Source organism: Actinomadura viridis (assembly GCF_015751755.1).
Taxonomy (GTDB): Bacteria; Actinomycetota; Actinomycetes; order Streptosporangiales; family Streptosporangiaceae; genus Spirillospora; species Spirillospora viridis.
Window position 1 is genome coordinate 4,369,753 of record NZ_JADOUA010000001.1, and the last position, 14,206, is coordinate 4,383,958.

Sequence of the window (14,206 nt, forward strand, 5' to 3'; positions counted from 1 at the left end):
AGCTGGGTGACGTCACATCAGGACGGGTCGTTCGTAGCCCCACTTGGTGATCCACGTCTTGTGGTCGCGGTCGGTCTGCTCAGACAGGACCGGGTCCGCGCGGGTTTGTACATCTGGGGCACGGTGTTCCACGCGGACGCCGGGCACGAGGAGCGACCCGCCGGCTTGACGGCTTTCCCAATCGATCGTGTCGTCGCCGAACCACCACACGAAGTCTTCGTCGGCGCGGATGCCCGCCTCACCGCGGAGCATGAAGCAGTACCCGCAGATCCGCTCCTGGACCAGTGTCGGCTGTGCCGCGGTGTGCAGCATTCGTTGGCCGACGCCGAACTGGTCCGGGTACGCGCACACCGCGGTCGTGGCGCGCATTGCGGCCGACAACGTGACCACCAGTTCGTCCGGTGCGACGATGTCGTCGTTGACGACGAGGACGTTCCAGGCGCCCCAGCCGTTGGTCTCGGCGGTTCGGGCGACTTCGTCGATGCCGAGGTTCCACAGGCGGGAAATGTTCGGTGGGTACTCGGCGTGCCGGATGATCCGCAGGTCCGAGCTCAGGCCCGGGAACGCCGAGGTCGGCGGGTTCGAGCCGTTGTCGACGATGAGGATGCCGTGGACTTGTCCGTCCAGGGAGTTCACGCAGTCGGCGAGGAACTCCGGCCGGTTCTTGGTCGGTATGACGGCGAGCGTCGGCGCAGTCATGGCGTCTTCTTCGCCCATGCGTACAGGTCGCCGGGCGGGTAGGCGTACTCCAGCCCGAACGAGCGCGGGAACGTGTCGGCGAGCGCCGCGGCCAGTTCGGCAGGCTGGACGTTGCAGTAGTGCTCGCCCGGCTCAGGCCACGGGCCTCCGCTCATACCATGCGGCGGGCGCCGGTCCGAGGCGCACGTGACGATCAGCAGGCCGCCGGGCGCGAGTGCGCGTTCGGCGGTGGCGATGATCGCCGGCCAGCCTTTCACGTGCTCGAACACCTCGGTGCACAGTACGAGGTCGTAGGTGCGGTCGGGGACCCAGGTGCGGGCGTCGGCGACCACGTCGACGCCATTCCCCGGGGTGGAGTCGACGGCCGTCCAGTCGTGGGTGGCGAACATGCCGCGGAGGCTGCCGTTGACGTTGCGGCCTCCCAGGTCGCACGCGGCAAGGGTGGCGTGGGTGAGGAGGCCGTGCGTGTCTGCGAGCCGCTTCACTGCGGCGCGGGCCTCATCATGCATTGAGGGTCTCCTGGGAAGGAGCTGTGGGCCCGGCCATCCCACCCCCCGGGGGATAGCCGGACCCAGCAGCGGTGCGCAGGCCGCTGGGGAGCGATGCCTACGCGTGAGGGGGCACACCACGCGGACGGGGTGTACGGCACACCCGAACCCCTGCACGTGAACAGTGCGTGAGCAGCAGGGGCCGGGTGCGCGTTCTTGGGTTAGGCGGCGGCGGAGCGCTCGGCTTCCCGGAGCGGGCAGCGGTGCGCGATCGCCGCGCGTTCTTCCGGGGTGGCGGGGACCTCGTGGCCGTGGCTGATTTCCCGTTCGATCACGCGAAGGTCTCGCATGTCGTAGTAGACGGCGCGTCCCCACCGGTTGAGCTGGACGGCGTTGTACCGCTTGGCCCACCAGCGGATCGTGGATGCGGCGCGCCTGTCCAGTCGCTTCCCGGCTTCGGCTGCGGTCACCGGCTCGGGTCGGTCTTCCAGGGGCATAGCCACCCCCTGAACAGCAGAAATCCCCAGGCCCTTGGGGTTCCTGGGGACATACGTGTGGTACTTCACGAAGTGTGGCAGAGCGCCGCCCGATTCGCAATTTGCAGGTCAGCGGCGTGTCCGGGCGACTTCGTGGCTGCGGCTTCGAGAGGGCACCCCGCCCGCCTGCAATGCGAACGCATGTTCGATGATGGCTCTCATGGATGCAGGTCAGTCGCGTGATGCCGTGGAGATGCCGCTAGCCCCGCACCGTGGCGATCACATCCCCGCCCGGCACCCCGCGTGCTGGATTCACCTGGCCGGTGGTTGGCGGCGAGGGTGGATCCAGCACTGGCTGGTCGGCACGTCGGGGTGGCTGGCGTGGGTGCAGTACGAGGACCCGGACGGGAGGCCGTGGCCGCGGTTCGGGATGTTCGCCTACGATGAGGAGGCGGTCCGTCCGCGTGAGGAGGGGCAGGGGCCGCCCGATTAGGGCCGCCACTCCTCCAGGTAGTCGGGGTCGTTGGCGTACGGTTGGGCGAGCAGCCGCAGGATGCGCTCCAGCGTCTTCGAAAGCCCTTCGCCGACAGCCCGGACACTCGCTTCGTACTCGTCGACGATTCGCCGCTTGGACTCAATGTCCGCCAGCGTGAACGAGTCAGGAGCAGGATCGCAGAATCGCTCGCTGAACTCGGCGTTCGACATGATGTGACCGCAGGGCTGAAACTCCGTGCGGTTGTCCCCCGACTGCATGCCAAAGGACTCGACCCTCTCGCCGCAGGTCGGGCAGATAACCTGGAACGGCTTGAACTTGAACTTGCCTCGTTCGACGCGTTCACTCTCGTTCAGCCGGGCGTGCAGGAACTTCACCAGGTCACTCATCGCCGGGCCTCCTGGTCGGCCATCTCAGCCAGCGCGCGGGCGGACATGGACAGGATCTCGATCTGCTTGCGCGGCAGCTTGGCGATCTCTGCGTGGGCCTTGTCGAACTCGCCCTGGTAGGCCCAGCCCATCGCTCCTTGGGCGGTCAGGATGGGTCCGGCCCGCGCGAACGCGTCCGTGACTCCCTCCAGGGCTTCCTGTAGTTGCTTGGCCCAGTCGGGCGTCTCGTCTCTCATGCCGGCCACCTCACGTGTAGTTGGTGACGATCCTGATGATCGCCCACACCACCAGTCCGAGCATTCCGATGCCCAGCAGGGCACAGAACGCGAACCAGACCTTGAATCCGCTGCTCACCTATCCCCCTCATGCGCTGTGACGGAGTTTGTCGAGTTCGGCCTCGTAGACGGCGCGGAGCAGGTTGGTGTACTCGGCGCCGAAGTAGCGGGTGCCGCACGCGGAGCATTCGGCGTAGTCCTCGAGGCCCGCGGACAGGTCGGGGCGGACGAGGACGTCCAGTTGGTCGCAGGAGAAGCACCTGCCGGCGATCTTCTCGTCTTTGCCGGTGTGGCCGAGGGTCCAGCGGCAGCGGGCGTTGAGGCGGAACATTTCCAGGGCCGCGTCGCCGCCGTCGAGTTCCAGGATGGCCTCGGCGGTGCCGGTCCAGTGGTTGCGGCGGACGGGTGTGCCTTCGGGGAGGTCGTCGGCGTCCACGGTCGTCATGGTCCGGGTCATGGGTTCGGCGGGCAGGGCGAGGAGCGCGTCCAGGCGTGCGGCGAGGGTTTCGCACATCTCCTCGAAGGGCTGGTCTGGGTAGGCGGCGAAGGGGGCGCCGTACCGGGCGCGGTCTTCCAGGGACCGGTCGGTTTCGCGGCCGGCGAGTCCGGCGACGCGGTAGATGCGGCCGGCCCAGGAGGAGATGACGTTGACGAGTTCGACGCGGAGCGTGTCGAAGGTCAGGTTGATCGGGATCGGGGCGTTCTTGCTGCCGGAGACTTTGGGGCCGTGCCCGGTGCTGCTCTTGTCACCGATCCGCTCCCCCAGTTCCCGGTGGTAGGCGGGGAGCTGTTCGAGGCAGCGGAGCGTGAACTCGCGGTCGGCGTCACAGAGTGCGCGGTATCCGAGTGCTGGCTCGATGATCCGCTGTCCGCCCGTGAACGTCACGGTGGCGTTGATGCACCGGTCTCCCCGTGCGCAGGGCCGCTGGCCGCCATCGTCGCGGTCGGCCGGGATGCTGTGAATCGTGCTGGCCATGGTTCCCCCCATTAGTGCCGGGCTCAGCCCGCCACCTCGATTCGCTTGATGCTCGACCGCCACGTCGCGGTCATCTTCACGGTGGTGTCGCCAGGGATCTCCTGCCTCATGGCTTCCTGGACGAACTGGGCAAGCTCGTCCAATGTCATTCCGTACTTGAGGTCGGCGGCTTCGGCGCGGACCGTCTTCTCAGTGATCACGCGACATCCTCCGAGACAGTGATCGGGCGGTCTTCGCCGGAAGGGCGGAGGGTCTGCCAGATCTTCGGGGCGGGATCCTTGCCATCGAGCAGGAGGAACAACGACGCCTTGTGCTCGGACTTCACGGCGAGCGCGGCGTAGTCCTTCCGGGTCCAGCCGACGGGGAGCTGGTTCAGGATGCGCTTGTGTTCGGCCTCGGCCGCGGCGATCCGGCTGTGCAGCTCGACCCCGAGCCGGTCGTTGAGGTCTCTCACCCAGGCGTGGAATTCGTCGGGCAGCGGTTCGCAGATGTCGGCGACGGTCTGGCCGTCGCCAAGTGCTTCCCAGACAGCGCGGGCGTTGAGGCCGGTGACGATGCGGTGGAGCCGGACGTAGTCCTCCTGCTTGATCTTCACCATGGTGCCGGTGTCGACGAGCCGTACCACGACGCCCTCGGCGCCCGGGCGCGATGGCAGCGTGAGCGCCTCGCCGATGGTGCTGGCGGGGAAGGTCTCGGCTCGGGGGCCTTGCCAGTTCGGGACGTGGTCGGGGCCGAGGGGTGTGCCGGTGGCGGTGTGGACGGCGCCGAGCAGGATGAGGTCGTCGGTGTCGCCGTAGTCGCACACGATGCGGTTGGCGGGGTAGACAATCTCGACCAGGACGGTGACGCCGTCCGGTGGCCGGAAGCCGGCGTAGCGGTCGCGCAGGATGCGGGTGGCGTGCTCGGCCTGGGTGGAGGTGAACGAGCCGCGTGTGGCGATCGCCCAGTCGTCGCCGTGCGGGTAGAGGGTGCCGAGACTCCCGTCGATCTTGTCGATGGTTTCGGCTTTGGCGTCGAGGTCGAGCGTGCCGCAGGCGGGTTCGCCGTAGTTGAAGAACTTGCGCCAGGGCCTGGCGATGATGTGGCCGTCGTGGTGGGTGATGAGGCCCCGGCAGTTGAGGGTGACGTTGGTCCAGGCGCGTTCGTACTGACAGCGCTCGGTGTAGTTCAGGATCCGGAGCGGCAGCGTCGGGTGCTGTTGTTCGCGGACGTGGCCTTCGGCGATTGCGGTGTTGAGTGCGGTGATGTCGAACAGGTCGCTGATGTGGGGGATCACGGCGTCTCCTCGGTGGTCTGCGCGCCGCGTGCGACCGGACGGGCGTCGAGAGCGCTCAGGATGTGGCAGGCGGGGCAGCCGCCGACCGGGCTGGGATGGGCGACGCGGTGGATCGTCTCCGCCTCCCGGACGCGCTCCAGGACGGCCGCGCCCTGGTCAACGGCCGCGCGGAACTCGCTGTCGTCGACCCGGATGGCCACGGTGACCTCGCCCGGCTCGTCGAGGGCGGCGAGGACGTCATCGGCTGGCACGGAGGCGGGCCAGGGTGCGCCGCCGAACTGGCGGGAGAGCGACCGGTCCTGGGGGTCCTTGGCAGCCTGAGCGAGCGCCCGCACCCGCTCGACGGTGGCCTCGGCTTGCTCGCCGCGCTTCTGCCAGCGGGCGCGTGCGGCTTCGGCGGCCTCGGCGCGTTCGCGCAGCGCGGTGTACGCCTGCTCGGCGTTGCGGAGCTGGTCCTCGGCCTGCTCGGCGCGCTTCTCTCTGGCCTCCGCCACCTCGTGCCAGTCCTGGGCGTTCTGCCGTGCGGACTTCGCATCGGCCTCGGCTTCCTCCAGGCGTGCGGCGAGGGTGTCGGCGCGCTCGGTGGCGTCGACCTGGGCGGCGAGGAGGGCTGGCTCGACGACGGCCATTGCGACGGTGGCCTGATGCGTGTGCCACTCGGTGGTGGCGGGATTCCACTCGCCGCATGAGCACTCGTTCCCGGTGTCGCCGACCGGGTAGTGGGCTTCGAGGCTGACGGTGATCCGGTTGTGCAGGCTCATGCCTCACCGTCCAGCAGCTTCTCCAGCTCCCGCACGGACGCCAGGGGCACGCTCCGCCCCAGGATCCGCGGGTCCTTCCCCGGCCTGGGGACGATGAGGATGACCCGGCGCCGGTCGTCTCCGGGCGCCAAACCAAGCTCGACGACCTGGTTGTAGATCCGGGTGGCAACGGGCGCGGGGACGTTGTCGGTCAGCGTGGTCATGCCGGCGCCATCTGGGGTGCAGATGTGAAGGGCTACGGTGCGGTCGCTGCTCATCGGAGGTTCTCGCCTTCGCTGGGCCGGGGGCGCCACTGGCCGGACGGTGCTTCTTCTCCCCTGGCCCAGAAGAACGCCGGGTCGTCGGCGATGGCGCGGGCAAGGTGCGGGTCGACTGCGGCTAGGTCGACGCCGGCGGCGTCCAGGTGCTGGAGGAGGCGGAGGGCGGTGCCGCGGGCCTGGTCGACCCACGAGGACCGGCCCGGCTGGGTGCCGGCCTCGCCGTGGCAGGGGCACACGCAGTACTCCGGGCGGCCCGGGGCGGCGTATTTGCAGGAGTTCCTGCAGCTGGTGTGGAGGTCGGGGAGGCCGTCGTTCTGGGCGTGCCAGCAGGCCGTGGACAGGTACTCGTGGGCGCTCATAGGAGACCTCCCGTGGGGACGTCCTCGACGTGCCGGACGTAGATCGGCGTGCACACGCAGACGTACTCGAGGCAGTCGGGGCAGAAGTCGTCGGTCTCGTCCGCGTTCACACGCTGGAGGAGTTCGTCGACGTGGCAGGGGTCGGTGAGTTTGCACCAGCAGCAGAGGTCGCGGCCGGCCAGGTCGCGCCGGGCCTGCTCGATCAGCTCCGGGTTCTCATCCAGGTCGGTGGCGTACAAGGCGAGGGACTCGCCCAGCGTGTGGACGGCGCCGCCGCACTGCTGACAGGGCTTGCCGACGCGGTGGCGGTTCCGGTACGGGCTCTGGGGCAAGCCCGGGGCGGCCCGGCCCACGTACACGGCGCCGTCGGGGACACGGCCGTGGAACAGGTCGCCTTCCACCTTCACCCGGCGGGCCTCAGACATGCCGGCCACCTCGCCAGGCCGTTCTCTTTCGCGCCACCTCCGGGCACTGGTTCATGTGCCCGTCGAGCGCCTTGATCTGTCGGCGGAGTTCCTTCTCCAGATCGTCCGACCGTTGTTGGGTGCGTGCGTGCTCGTCCTTCAGTTCCGCGACCTGCTGCTCGGCCCGTGCCTCGGCGGCGGCGATACGAGGGGCTGCGATCTCCCTGGCCCTGGCCTCGATGTAGTTGTCGAGGTTCGCGGTGATCTCCGCGAGCCGGGTAGTCATGTCGTCAGTCATCGACGAGCACCGCCTCGGTCTCTTCGTGCGGACACGCCCGCTTGAGCATCAGCGGGTACACCTCGCGGGAGTACCGCTCGTGGGTCATCAGCTCCATGCGAAGCCCTTCACGCTGGACCCGGTCCCGCTCGCGCTTACGGGCGAAGAACTCCTTCCACGCGTCGTCCTCCGTGATGACCGGGTCCGGGCGGTCCGGGCTGGCGTAGGTCACCCCGCGGGGGCAGCCGCACGCCTCCCACAGCACGTACTGGCAGCCGGCCAGCGGAACGGTCTTGCCTTCGAGTTCGACCATGAGGTTCATCGGTTCTCCTTCTGGGGGGTTAGTGAGTCCTTGGAGCGCCTTGTGGAGCTATGCCGTGTGCGGATTGGCCAGCTCCCGGCGCGGCGGCCGGTCACGCGGCGGTAGCAAAGTCGGGTCCGCTGTCTTGACGGGTGTGGATGACGGCTCGCAGCCGGGCCCCGATCCACGCACCAACCTGCGGGGACACGGCGTTACCGAACCCGTCCACCTGGTTGCGGGCGGAGCCCCACACGACGAAAGTCCCGCTGTAACCAGGGAAGTCGACGTCGAAGCCACAACCGCGGCCGATCTCGTGCTTGGCCATCATGCGGAAGTAGCAGTCCTCGAGCGACAGGCTCGCGAGCGTGGCCCGCCACTGAGCCATGACCTGCGCGTCGACCCCACTGCGGTCGATCGACCCAGCGGCTGAGAGCAGCCCGGGGACCTGGTCCGAGGTGAACGTCGGCATCGCCTCGTGGTGCACCGCAGGAACCGTGTTCTTCCGATACGGGATGACCCCGGAGGACACCACAGCAAGCGTCTCCGAACCCACCTGAGTGGGCAACGGTTCGCCGACACCGCGCGGGCCGCCCTGATAGTTGTCCACCGCCAGGAGGAGCGCCTTCTCGTGGGTGCTCGTTGCCGTGTCCATCGGCAAGGCGATGTTCTTCCCGTCCCCGTTGTGGCGGTGCGCCGCGAACACCGCACCGGTAGACAGGAGCGTGGTCTCCTGCTGGCTGGTCTGCGTCGCCAGCGGCTGCAGCGGATGACGCTCCGAGCCGTGCACGGCCTTCGCCGGCATGAGCACCGCGGGGAAGTCCGCGAAACGCTGACGGCACCGCTCGGCGCGGGCCATGGTCCCCGGCTTTAGAGGCTTCGCCCGGTCGCCGATCCGGGTCCCGAGGTCGGTGAGGTCGAGCGCGGCCAGCGATGGCGTCATCGGCGGAACGACCGGACGGCGGCACGATGGGCAGCGGTACTCGTACTGCTTGCCGTACCGCACCGACCCGGTCGGCGGGATCCCGGTGCGCCACGTCCACACTGCTTCCACGTCCTTGTCGCAGTGGTGGCACCGCGACACCGGCCTGTGCTCCAGGTCGGGTTCGGGAAGGGACTTGTCCCAGAAAGCGATGTACAGCCGGTCTCGCGACTGCGGAACGCCGAAGAACATCGAGTTCAGGTACAGCACCTTGTACCGGTAGTTGAGCAGGTCGAATTGCTTGAGCCACCACCGGTAGGTGGAGCCGTCCCCGACCTTCGGGCGGCCGGGAATCGCCGGCCCCCACGAGGTGAGTTCGGTCGTGCATTCGACGAGGATCAGCCGCGGGTGGTGCTGGGCGACGTAGTGCAGGACGCAGGACGCGGTCGCCCGGTCCCGCTCGGACCTGGTGACCCGAGCCTCGAAGTCCGGGTCATCGAGCTCGAACAAGGTCAGGCCCTGCTCATAAGCCTTGACCGTGTTCGCCTGCGAGTGATTAACGCATGAAATTCCCGCGACCAGCAGGTCCCCCGCAGGGAGGTCTCGAGCGGAGTGGTAGTCCGCCGCCTCGGGGTCGACCAGGTCAGCGATCCAGTGCTCGGCGTGCGGGTGGTTCGCCTCGTGGACTTCGACCTTGTAGCTGTTGTGGTTCGCCGCCATGATCGTGGTGAACCCGGCTATCTCGATACCGCGGGTGAGGCCCCCGAAGCCGGAGAACAGGTCGACCGCAACGAGGTCGTCATGGCGGAATCGACGGCGCCTGGTGGCCGGTCGGTGCGTGGCAGTGCGGCTCTTCTTCGGCGCGTTAGCCATCAGGCGACTCCTTCATGGTTTCGAGGTGGGTGGTTGATGGCTCGCTGGAGGTGTTGGCCTGTGGCGTCTAGGACCTTCTCGATGCAGCGGCTCATGCCCGTGCCTCTTCCGCAGAGCGGGCCCACGCCCGCACGATCGCTCGGGCTTCCGCTCGAGCCGACCCGTTACCAGATGCGGCCCGGTCCAGCACGGCGGCCCGGCGGCGCCACTCCCTCAGCTCGGGGCACCTGGGTCCGTGCTCGACCCGGATCAGCGCAGCCACCACGGCGAACCCGTCCTCCGGCGACTCGATCGTCGGGGCGTTCACGGCTGCTCCCGCTGCGGCTGCACGAGGTGCACGTACGGCTCGCACCGGTGGTCCTGCTGCCACCGCTTGGCGTCTTCGATGGTGAACGGGTCTTCCGCGTAGCCGTCCTCCTCGGAGGCGGCGCTGTCGCACGTTTCGCAGCGGGCGTCCCACTTCGGTTCGCTCTTCTCGCGGCCGGCGCACCACGGGCAGTACACCCGCGTGACCTGCTTGCCGCCGAGGGTGTTGCCTTCCCAGACCGTCCACCCGGCGGCGCGGGCGGCGTCAGCGCCGGGCAGGGTGTACCGGCCGCGCGGCTCTTCGAACGTGACCGGGCAGTTCTGGCAGCGGATGCTTGTGAGGGGAAGCGTGGCAGTGGTCATGAGGGGTTCTCCTTGCTCGCGTTCTCGTGGCGAACAGCGGCCTTCATCCGGCGCCGCTCGCGGAAGTTCTCGGCTGCCTGCTGGTGCAGCGCAGCCGCGTCATGGTGCTGGCCGACCGCGGCCACGAGTGCGTGGTAGCGGTCCTCCTGCCGGTCCGGTTCCGCCTTGAGTTCGGTGAGACGCTCCTCGAGTTCCGTCACTTCTTCGGCGGTTGTCTTGCAGGTGCAGGGTGCTTCCCAGTCCTGGACGCGCTCCATGCAGCCCGGCACCAGAAGCCGGGTGTTCGGATCCTCCGAGGGGGCGATCCACGCGCAGCGGAGTTCACGCGGCCCGGTCACTGTGAAGCCTCCGTCCGGGAGGTTCCTGTGCGTCGGGCGTCCAGCGGCGTCACATCGGCTGCCAGGCCATCGGCCCAGTCAGCTGCGGCAAGCAGCGCCATCGCCAGGCGGCGGGCATCGTCGGAGGTAAGGGCGTCGAAATCGGCTGCGGCCCCGCTCCGCCCGTGCTCAGGACAGGTCACGTACACGTGCCGAGGTTCGACCAGGTCGTCGTCGATCGTTCGGACGGTCCAGTTCCTTACCGGATGCCACGCGGCGCCCGGGCTCGGCTCCGGGTGCTGGGTGACCACGGTGGGGCGGGGTTTGGCAGTGGTGTCGATCTGCGACAGCAGGCCGGCGATCTGCGCGCGGAGGGTGGCGATGGTCTGCTCGGTGGCGCTCATTGGGCACCTGGCCTGTGGTCGTCGCAGCGCCACCCGCACGCGTACAGCAGGGCGTCCTTGCCGCACTTGCGGGAGGTGTCGGAACAGTCAGCGAGGGCGCCGCACCGGTACAGCTCGATGCGAGGGCGGGGCGGGGGCGCCGGCATGTTCGAGGCGGTCATGCGATCTCCTCGAAGAGTGGGTCCTGTCCAGACGGAACAGGCGGGGGCTTCGGCACGCCCAGTGCCCGGGCCCGTTCGCCCGGGTCCGCGGTGCGCCACTGCGCGAGTCGGCAGTAGTCCGCGGACATGTCCACGCTGATGCCGTGACGGCCGTGGACGTCGGCGACGAGGGCAGTGGTGCCGGTGCCGCCGAACGGGTCGAGTACGACGGCTGGGCGCGTGGGCGCGTCCGGGGTGGAGCAGGCGCAGGCGTAGCCGACGATGCGGTCTGGCTTGGCGATGCGCCGCTGCCACCGCTCCGTTCCGCCGTCCATGGTCGAGCGGGTACGTGATCCGTCGCGGCTGGCAGGATTGTTGTCTCCGCCGAGCAGGCCCGGCTTATCAACTACCGGCCGGCGGCCGTCGCCGCACGCGGTGCAGACACCGGACGGTGACCATCCGAGGATGATGCTGCGGATCAGCGCCGGCGGGTATGCGGCGAAGTGCTCGACATCGAGGTGCTCTGGGACCCGCAGCGGTTGAGTCCCGACCTCCCACACCGACCCCGGCAAAGCGCCGAGCGGGTGCTGCCCGTCGTAGTGGCCCGTCCCGGTCCGGACGTGGTTGACGTTCCGTGCGTTGAACGCGCTTCGGCCAGCCACCCGCCGCGGCGCTGCGTGCGGCTTGCGGATCTCATCGACGGCCGAGAAGTAGTGCGGCTCCTTGGTCAGGTGCACCCAGTCTTCATGTGACCGTCGGACTCGGTCTGTCACCGACTCGGGCATCGCCGAGGGCTTGTCCCAGATGACGACCGCCCGGGCGATGAGCCCCAGCTTGTCCACCGCGCCGATGCGGTACCTCTCCGGCAGCAGCATCAGCGACTTCTCCGGCATGTCCTTCGGGCGCACGTACCGCGGGCTGGCCGCCCGCCAGGTGAAGCCGTCGGAGGACCCCCGCCAGGCGCCGCGGGTGCGGTTAACGTACTTGTCACCGAGTAGGACGAAGATGGATCCGGAAGGCTTGAGGACCCGCGACCACTCGGCCGTGCAATCGAGCAGCGCAGTGATGTAGTCCTGCGGGTCAGGCTCGGCGCCGATTTGCCCCTCGTAGTGGCGTCCACCATCGGTGTAGGAGCGGAGCCCCCAGTAGGGCGGGCTGGTGACGATGAGATCCACGGACTCGTCCGGGAGTGGGAGACGGCGCGCGTCGGCGCGGAGGATCACGGCGGTCATGCGACGTCACCCGCCGACGAGGCGTCCTCTGGCAGCGCTGCGATGTTCCACCAGCACGGCCACACGTGGCCGCACTCCTGGCAGCGGTAGGCGCCCACCAGGCTCTCCCCGCGGATGTCCGTCTCGTACGGCTCGAACGGCCCGGCCAGGCACTCCGGGCAGCAGTCGGCGTACGCCCCCGTGCCGCTCATGACAGGGCCCCGCTCGGTGACCACTCCTTGGCCATGTCCATCGCCCGGGAGTAGTGGCCCTGGAACACCACCACGATGGTGCCCGTCGCGCCGTTCCGGTTCTTCTCGACGAGCAGGTCCATCTCGCCGGCCCGCGGGGACTCCTTGTCGTAGGCGTCCTCGCGGTGCAGCAGGATCACGATGTCGGCGTCCTGCTCCACTGCACCGCTGTCCCTCAGCTCCGACATTGCCGGGCGCCGGTCCGTGCGTTTGGTCGACTCCCGGTTGAGCTGGGACAGGGCGACAATGGGGACCTCAAACTCCTTGGCGAGGAGCTTCAGCCCGCGGGACAGTTCGGCGACCTGGCGTTCCCGGCTGTCAGCCTTCGGGGCCTCCATCAGGCCCATGTAGTCCACGATCACGAGCCGGGCCGGGTCGGTTCGGGACATGCCGCGGAGCCGCGCGCGGATCCTGCCCAGGGAGCAGTGGGGGGTGTCGTCCACCACCAGCGGGGCCTGCAGGATCCGGTCGTGCTTGGCCGCGATCCGGTCCCAGTCGGCGTCGGTGAGGTTGTTGTCCCGGATCCGGTCCAGCGTCACCTGCGCTTCGGCGGCCAGGACACGGTCGGCAAGTTCCGCGGCCTGCATCTCCAGCGAGAAGAACAGGGTGCGGTACTTCAGCCGGATCGCGGCGTTCCGTGCGATGTCCATCCCGATGACGCTCTTACCGACGGACGGCCGCGCGCCGATGATGACGAGTTGGCCGGGTCGCAGACCGGCCAGCAGCATCTGAAGGTCGGTGTAGGGGGCCTCGACGAACTCGACCGGGGCCTGGTTCTCCAGGGCCTCCAACCTGGCCGTCACGGCGTCGCCGATGGTGCAGAGGTCGGTTCCTGTCACGCGGGCCGTGGCCTTGTCCAGGCGCTGCCGGATCATGTCCACGTCGCGGTCCAGGTCGAAGTTGCGGCTCGCGACGAGCTGGCCGATCAGCGGGCCGACCTCGGCGACGCCCCGGCGGATCGCGTCGTCACGGACGACCGTCGCGGCGTACTCCCAGGCGGCTGTGCCGGCCCGGGCCATCAGGTCCATCAAGGCTGGCCCGGCGCCGACCTTCGTGACCGTGCCCTGCCGGGTGAGCTCGGCCAACACTGACACCGGGTCCACGTCGGCGCCTCGGTCGATCAGGGAGACCACGGCCTCGAATACCAGCCGGTGCCGCGACTTGTAGAAGTCCGCGGGCTGTACGGTCTCGGCCACGGTCTCGGCGGCGATCCGGGACTGGATGACCGATCCGATCAGCGCCTGCTCGGCAGCGATCACAGCATCCGTTGGGGCCCAGCCGGGGACGGTGATCTCGTCGATGGTCACGTCGCCCTCCTACGGTCTTCGCCCTTGATCGAGACCTGCTGGCACATCTCCACCAGCCGCGACGCGACCCGCTCCCCCATTTCGGCCCTGAGCTGCTTGGGGAGGGCGTTGGAGGTGAACAGCGTGGGTCGCGCCGCCTCGTACCGCCGGTTCACCAGCCGGGTGTTGACCTCTTCCACCCACTCGGAGTTCTTTGCCGCGGCCAGGTCGTCCACGGCCAGCAGCGGCGCATTCACCACTGCGGCGAACTCGGCCTCGGCGTCGACCTGGTGCCGTGGACGCAGCCGCGCGTACAGGTCGGCCGCGGAGATCACCAGCCAGCGGGCGTGGAGGCCGAACAGGCCGATGACCCGCATGGCGCCGTAGGTCTCGTGTGTCTTGCCGACGCCGGTCGGGCCGAGCAGAAGCAGCGACGGCCCGCGCTGTACCGTCGCGATCTGCTGTCCGCGCGCCTGCGACTGGGTGACCGCGGAACGGATCACCTCGGCCGCCCATGCCTGTACCTCGGGAACGGTGGGCAGGGCGTGCTCGAACCGTGCCGGGACGTGTTCTGCGGCGTATTCCGCCGCCTTCTGCGCGCGCTCAGAGATCAGGCGCTCGTCGGCGCCCAGCGGCATGTCCAGGCTGTGCCGGGCTTTGAAGTCGGTCAGCCACTCGTCCGTTGAGGGGGGTGTGGTCATG

23 protein-coding genes are annotated in these 14,206 nt (G+C 68.9%); all 23 read right to left on the reverse strand.

The annotated features are described in order from the left end of the window. Positions 1-12 precede the first annotated feature (12 nt). Positions 13-717, reverse strand: a complete 705-nt coding sequence (locus tag IW256_RS20125; RefSeq protein ID WP_197012461.1) for a glycosyltransferase family 2 protein — start codon at positions 715-717, stop codon at positions 13-15. Further along, positions 696-1,208, reverse strand: a complete 513-nt coding sequence (locus IW256_RS20130) for a class I SAM-dependent methyltransferase (RefSeq protein WP_197012462.1) — start codon at positions 1,206-1,208, stop codon at positions 696-698. Before IW256_RS20130 ends, IW256_RS20125 begins: the two co-directional genes overlap by 22 nt. A gap of 200 nt (positions 1,209-1,408) precedes the next feature. Beyond that, entirely contained in the window at positions 1,409-1,684 is a 276-nt protein-coding gene (locus IW256_RS20135) for a hypothetical protein (RefSeq protein WP_197012463.1), read from the reverse strand. Between the two features lie 468 nt (positions 1,685-2,152). Continuing rightward, positions 2,153-2,545: a DUF6221 family protein gene (locus IW256_RS20140; protein ID WP_197012464.1), complete on the reverse strand. Its 393-nt coding sequence runs from the start codon at positions 2,543-2,545 to the stop codon at positions 2,153-2,155. Beyond that, positions 2,542-2,781, reverse strand: a complete 240-nt coding sequence (locus IW256_RS20145) for a hypothetical protein (RefSeq protein ID WP_197012465.1) — start codon at positions 2,779-2,781, stop codon at positions 2,542-2,544. The genes IW256_RS20140 and IW256_RS20145 overlap by 4 nt, the downstream gene beginning before the upstream one ends. Positions 2,782-2,908: 127 nt before the next feature. Beyond that, positions 2,909-3,796 (reverse strand): hypothetical protein, encoded by an 888-nt coding sequence (locus tag IW256_RS20150; RefSeq protein WP_197012466.1) that lies wholly within the window; start codon positions 3,794-3,796, stop codon positions 2,909-2,911. Positions 3,797-3,819: 23 nt separating this feature from the next. Then, the gene (locus IW256_RS20155) at positions 3,820-3,996 is read right to left on the reverse strand and encodes a hypothetical protein (protein ID WP_197012467.1); all 177 of its coding nucleotides are present in this window, start codon (positions 3,994-3,996) and stop codon (positions 3,820-3,822) included. Then, positions 3,993-5,072, reverse strand: a complete 1,080-nt coding sequence (locus tag IW256_RS20160; protein WP_197012468.1) for an RNA ligase — start codon at positions 5,070-5,072, stop codon at positions 3,993-3,995. Before IW256_RS20160 ends, IW256_RS20155 begins: the two co-directional genes overlap by 4 nt. After that, the gene (locus IW256_RS20165) at positions 5,069-5,833 is read right to left on the reverse strand and encodes a hypothetical protein (protein WP_197012469.1); all 765 of its coding nucleotides are present in this window, start codon (positions 5,831-5,833) and stop codon (positions 5,069-5,071) included. The genes IW256_RS20160 and IW256_RS20165 overlap by 4 nt, the downstream gene beginning before the upstream one ends. After that, positions 5,830-6,036: a hypothetical protein gene (locus IW256_RS20170; RefSeq protein WP_197012470.1), complete on the reverse strand. Its 207-nt coding sequence runs from the start codon at positions 6,034-6,036 to the stop codon at positions 5,830-5,832. Before IW256_RS20170 ends, IW256_RS20165 begins: the two co-directional genes overlap by 4 nt. Before the next feature lie 50 nt (positions 6,037-6,086). Continuing rightward, positions 6,087-6,452, reverse strand: a complete 366-nt coding sequence (locus IW256_RS20175; protein ID WP_197012471.1) for a hypothetical protein — start codon at positions 6,450-6,452, stop codon at positions 6,087-6,089. Next, positions 6,449-6,877 carry a DUF4326 domain-containing protein gene (locus IW256_RS20180; protein WP_197012472.1) on the reverse strand — a complete coding sequence of 143 codons (429 nt, stop codon included), beginning with the start codon at positions 6,875-6,877 and terminating at the stop codon, positions 6,449-6,451. Before IW256_RS20180 ends, IW256_RS20175 begins: the two co-directional genes overlap by 4 nt. Next, positions 6,870-7,154 (reverse strand): hypothetical protein, encoded by a 285-nt coding sequence (locus tag IW256_RS20185; protein ID WP_197012473.1) that lies wholly within the window; start codon positions 7,152-7,154, stop codon positions 6,870-6,872. The genes IW256_RS20180 and IW256_RS20185 overlap by 8 nt, the downstream gene beginning before the upstream one ends. Further along, the gene (locus IW256_RS20190) at positions 7,147-7,455 is read right to left on the reverse strand and encodes a hypothetical protein (RefSeq protein ID WP_197012474.1); all 309 of its coding nucleotides are present in this window, start codon (positions 7,453-7,455) and stop codon (positions 7,147-7,149) included. The genes IW256_RS20185 and IW256_RS20190 overlap by 8 nt, the downstream gene beginning before the upstream one ends. Positions 7,456-7,546: 91 nt before the next feature. Beyond that, positions 7,547-9,226, reverse strand: coding sequence for a DNA cytosine methyltransferase (locus tag IW256_RS20195; protein ID WP_197012475.1), 1,680 nt, complete (start codon positions 9,224-9,226; stop codon positions 7,547-7,549). A 303-nt stretch (positions 9,227-9,529) separates the two neighbouring features. After that, positions 9,530-9,895 (reverse strand): hypothetical protein, encoded by a 366-nt coding sequence (locus IW256_RS20200; RefSeq protein ID WP_197012476.1) that lies wholly within the window; start codon positions 9,893-9,895, stop codon positions 9,530-9,532. After that, positions 9,892-10,233, reverse strand: a complete 342-nt coding sequence (locus IW256_RS20205; protein WP_197012477.1) for a hypothetical protein — start codon at positions 10,231-10,233, stop codon at positions 9,892-9,894. Before IW256_RS20205 ends, IW256_RS20200 begins: the two co-directional genes overlap by 4 nt. After that, on the reverse strand, positions 10,230-10,616 hold the full coding sequence (locus IW256_RS20210; protein ID WP_197012478.1) for a hypothetical protein: 387 nt from the start codon (positions 10,614-10,616) through the stop codon (positions 10,230-10,232). The genes IW256_RS20205 and IW256_RS20210 overlap by 4 nt, the downstream gene beginning before the upstream one ends. Next, positions 10,613-10,777 carry a hypothetical protein gene (locus IW256_RS20215; RefSeq protein ID WP_197012479.1) on the reverse strand — a complete coding sequence of 55 codons (165 nt, stop codon included), beginning with the start codon at positions 10,775-10,777 and terminating at the stop codon, positions 10,613-10,615. The genes IW256_RS20210 and IW256_RS20215 overlap by 4 nt, the downstream gene beginning before the upstream one ends. After that, positions 10,774-11,988, reverse strand: a complete 1,215-nt coding sequence (locus tag IW256_RS20220; protein WP_197012480.1) for a DNA-methyltransferase — start codon at positions 11,986-11,988, stop codon at positions 10,774-10,776. Before IW256_RS20220 ends, IW256_RS20215 begins: the two co-directional genes overlap by 4 nt. Next, a complete protein-coding gene (locus IW256_RS20225) occupies positions 11,985-12,179 on the reverse strand; it encodes a hypothetical protein (protein ID WP_197012481.1) in 195 nt (64 codons plus the stop codon). Before IW256_RS20225 ends, IW256_RS20220 begins: the two co-directional genes overlap by 4 nt. Continuing rightward, positions 12,176-13,525: a replicative DNA helicase gene (locus tag IW256_RS20230; RefSeq protein WP_197012482.1), complete on the reverse strand. Its 1,350-nt coding sequence runs from the start codon at positions 13,523-13,525 to the stop codon at positions 12,176-12,178. The genes IW256_RS20225 and IW256_RS20230 overlap by 4 nt, the downstream gene beginning before the upstream one ends. Further along, positions 13,522-14,205, reverse strand: a complete 684-nt coding sequence (locus IW256_RS20235; RefSeq protein WP_197012483.1) for an ATP-binding protein — start codon at positions 14,203-14,205, stop codon at positions 13,522-13,524. The genes IW256_RS20230 and IW256_RS20235 overlap by 4 nt, the downstream gene beginning before the upstream one ends. Position 14,206: the final 1 nt, after the last annotated feature.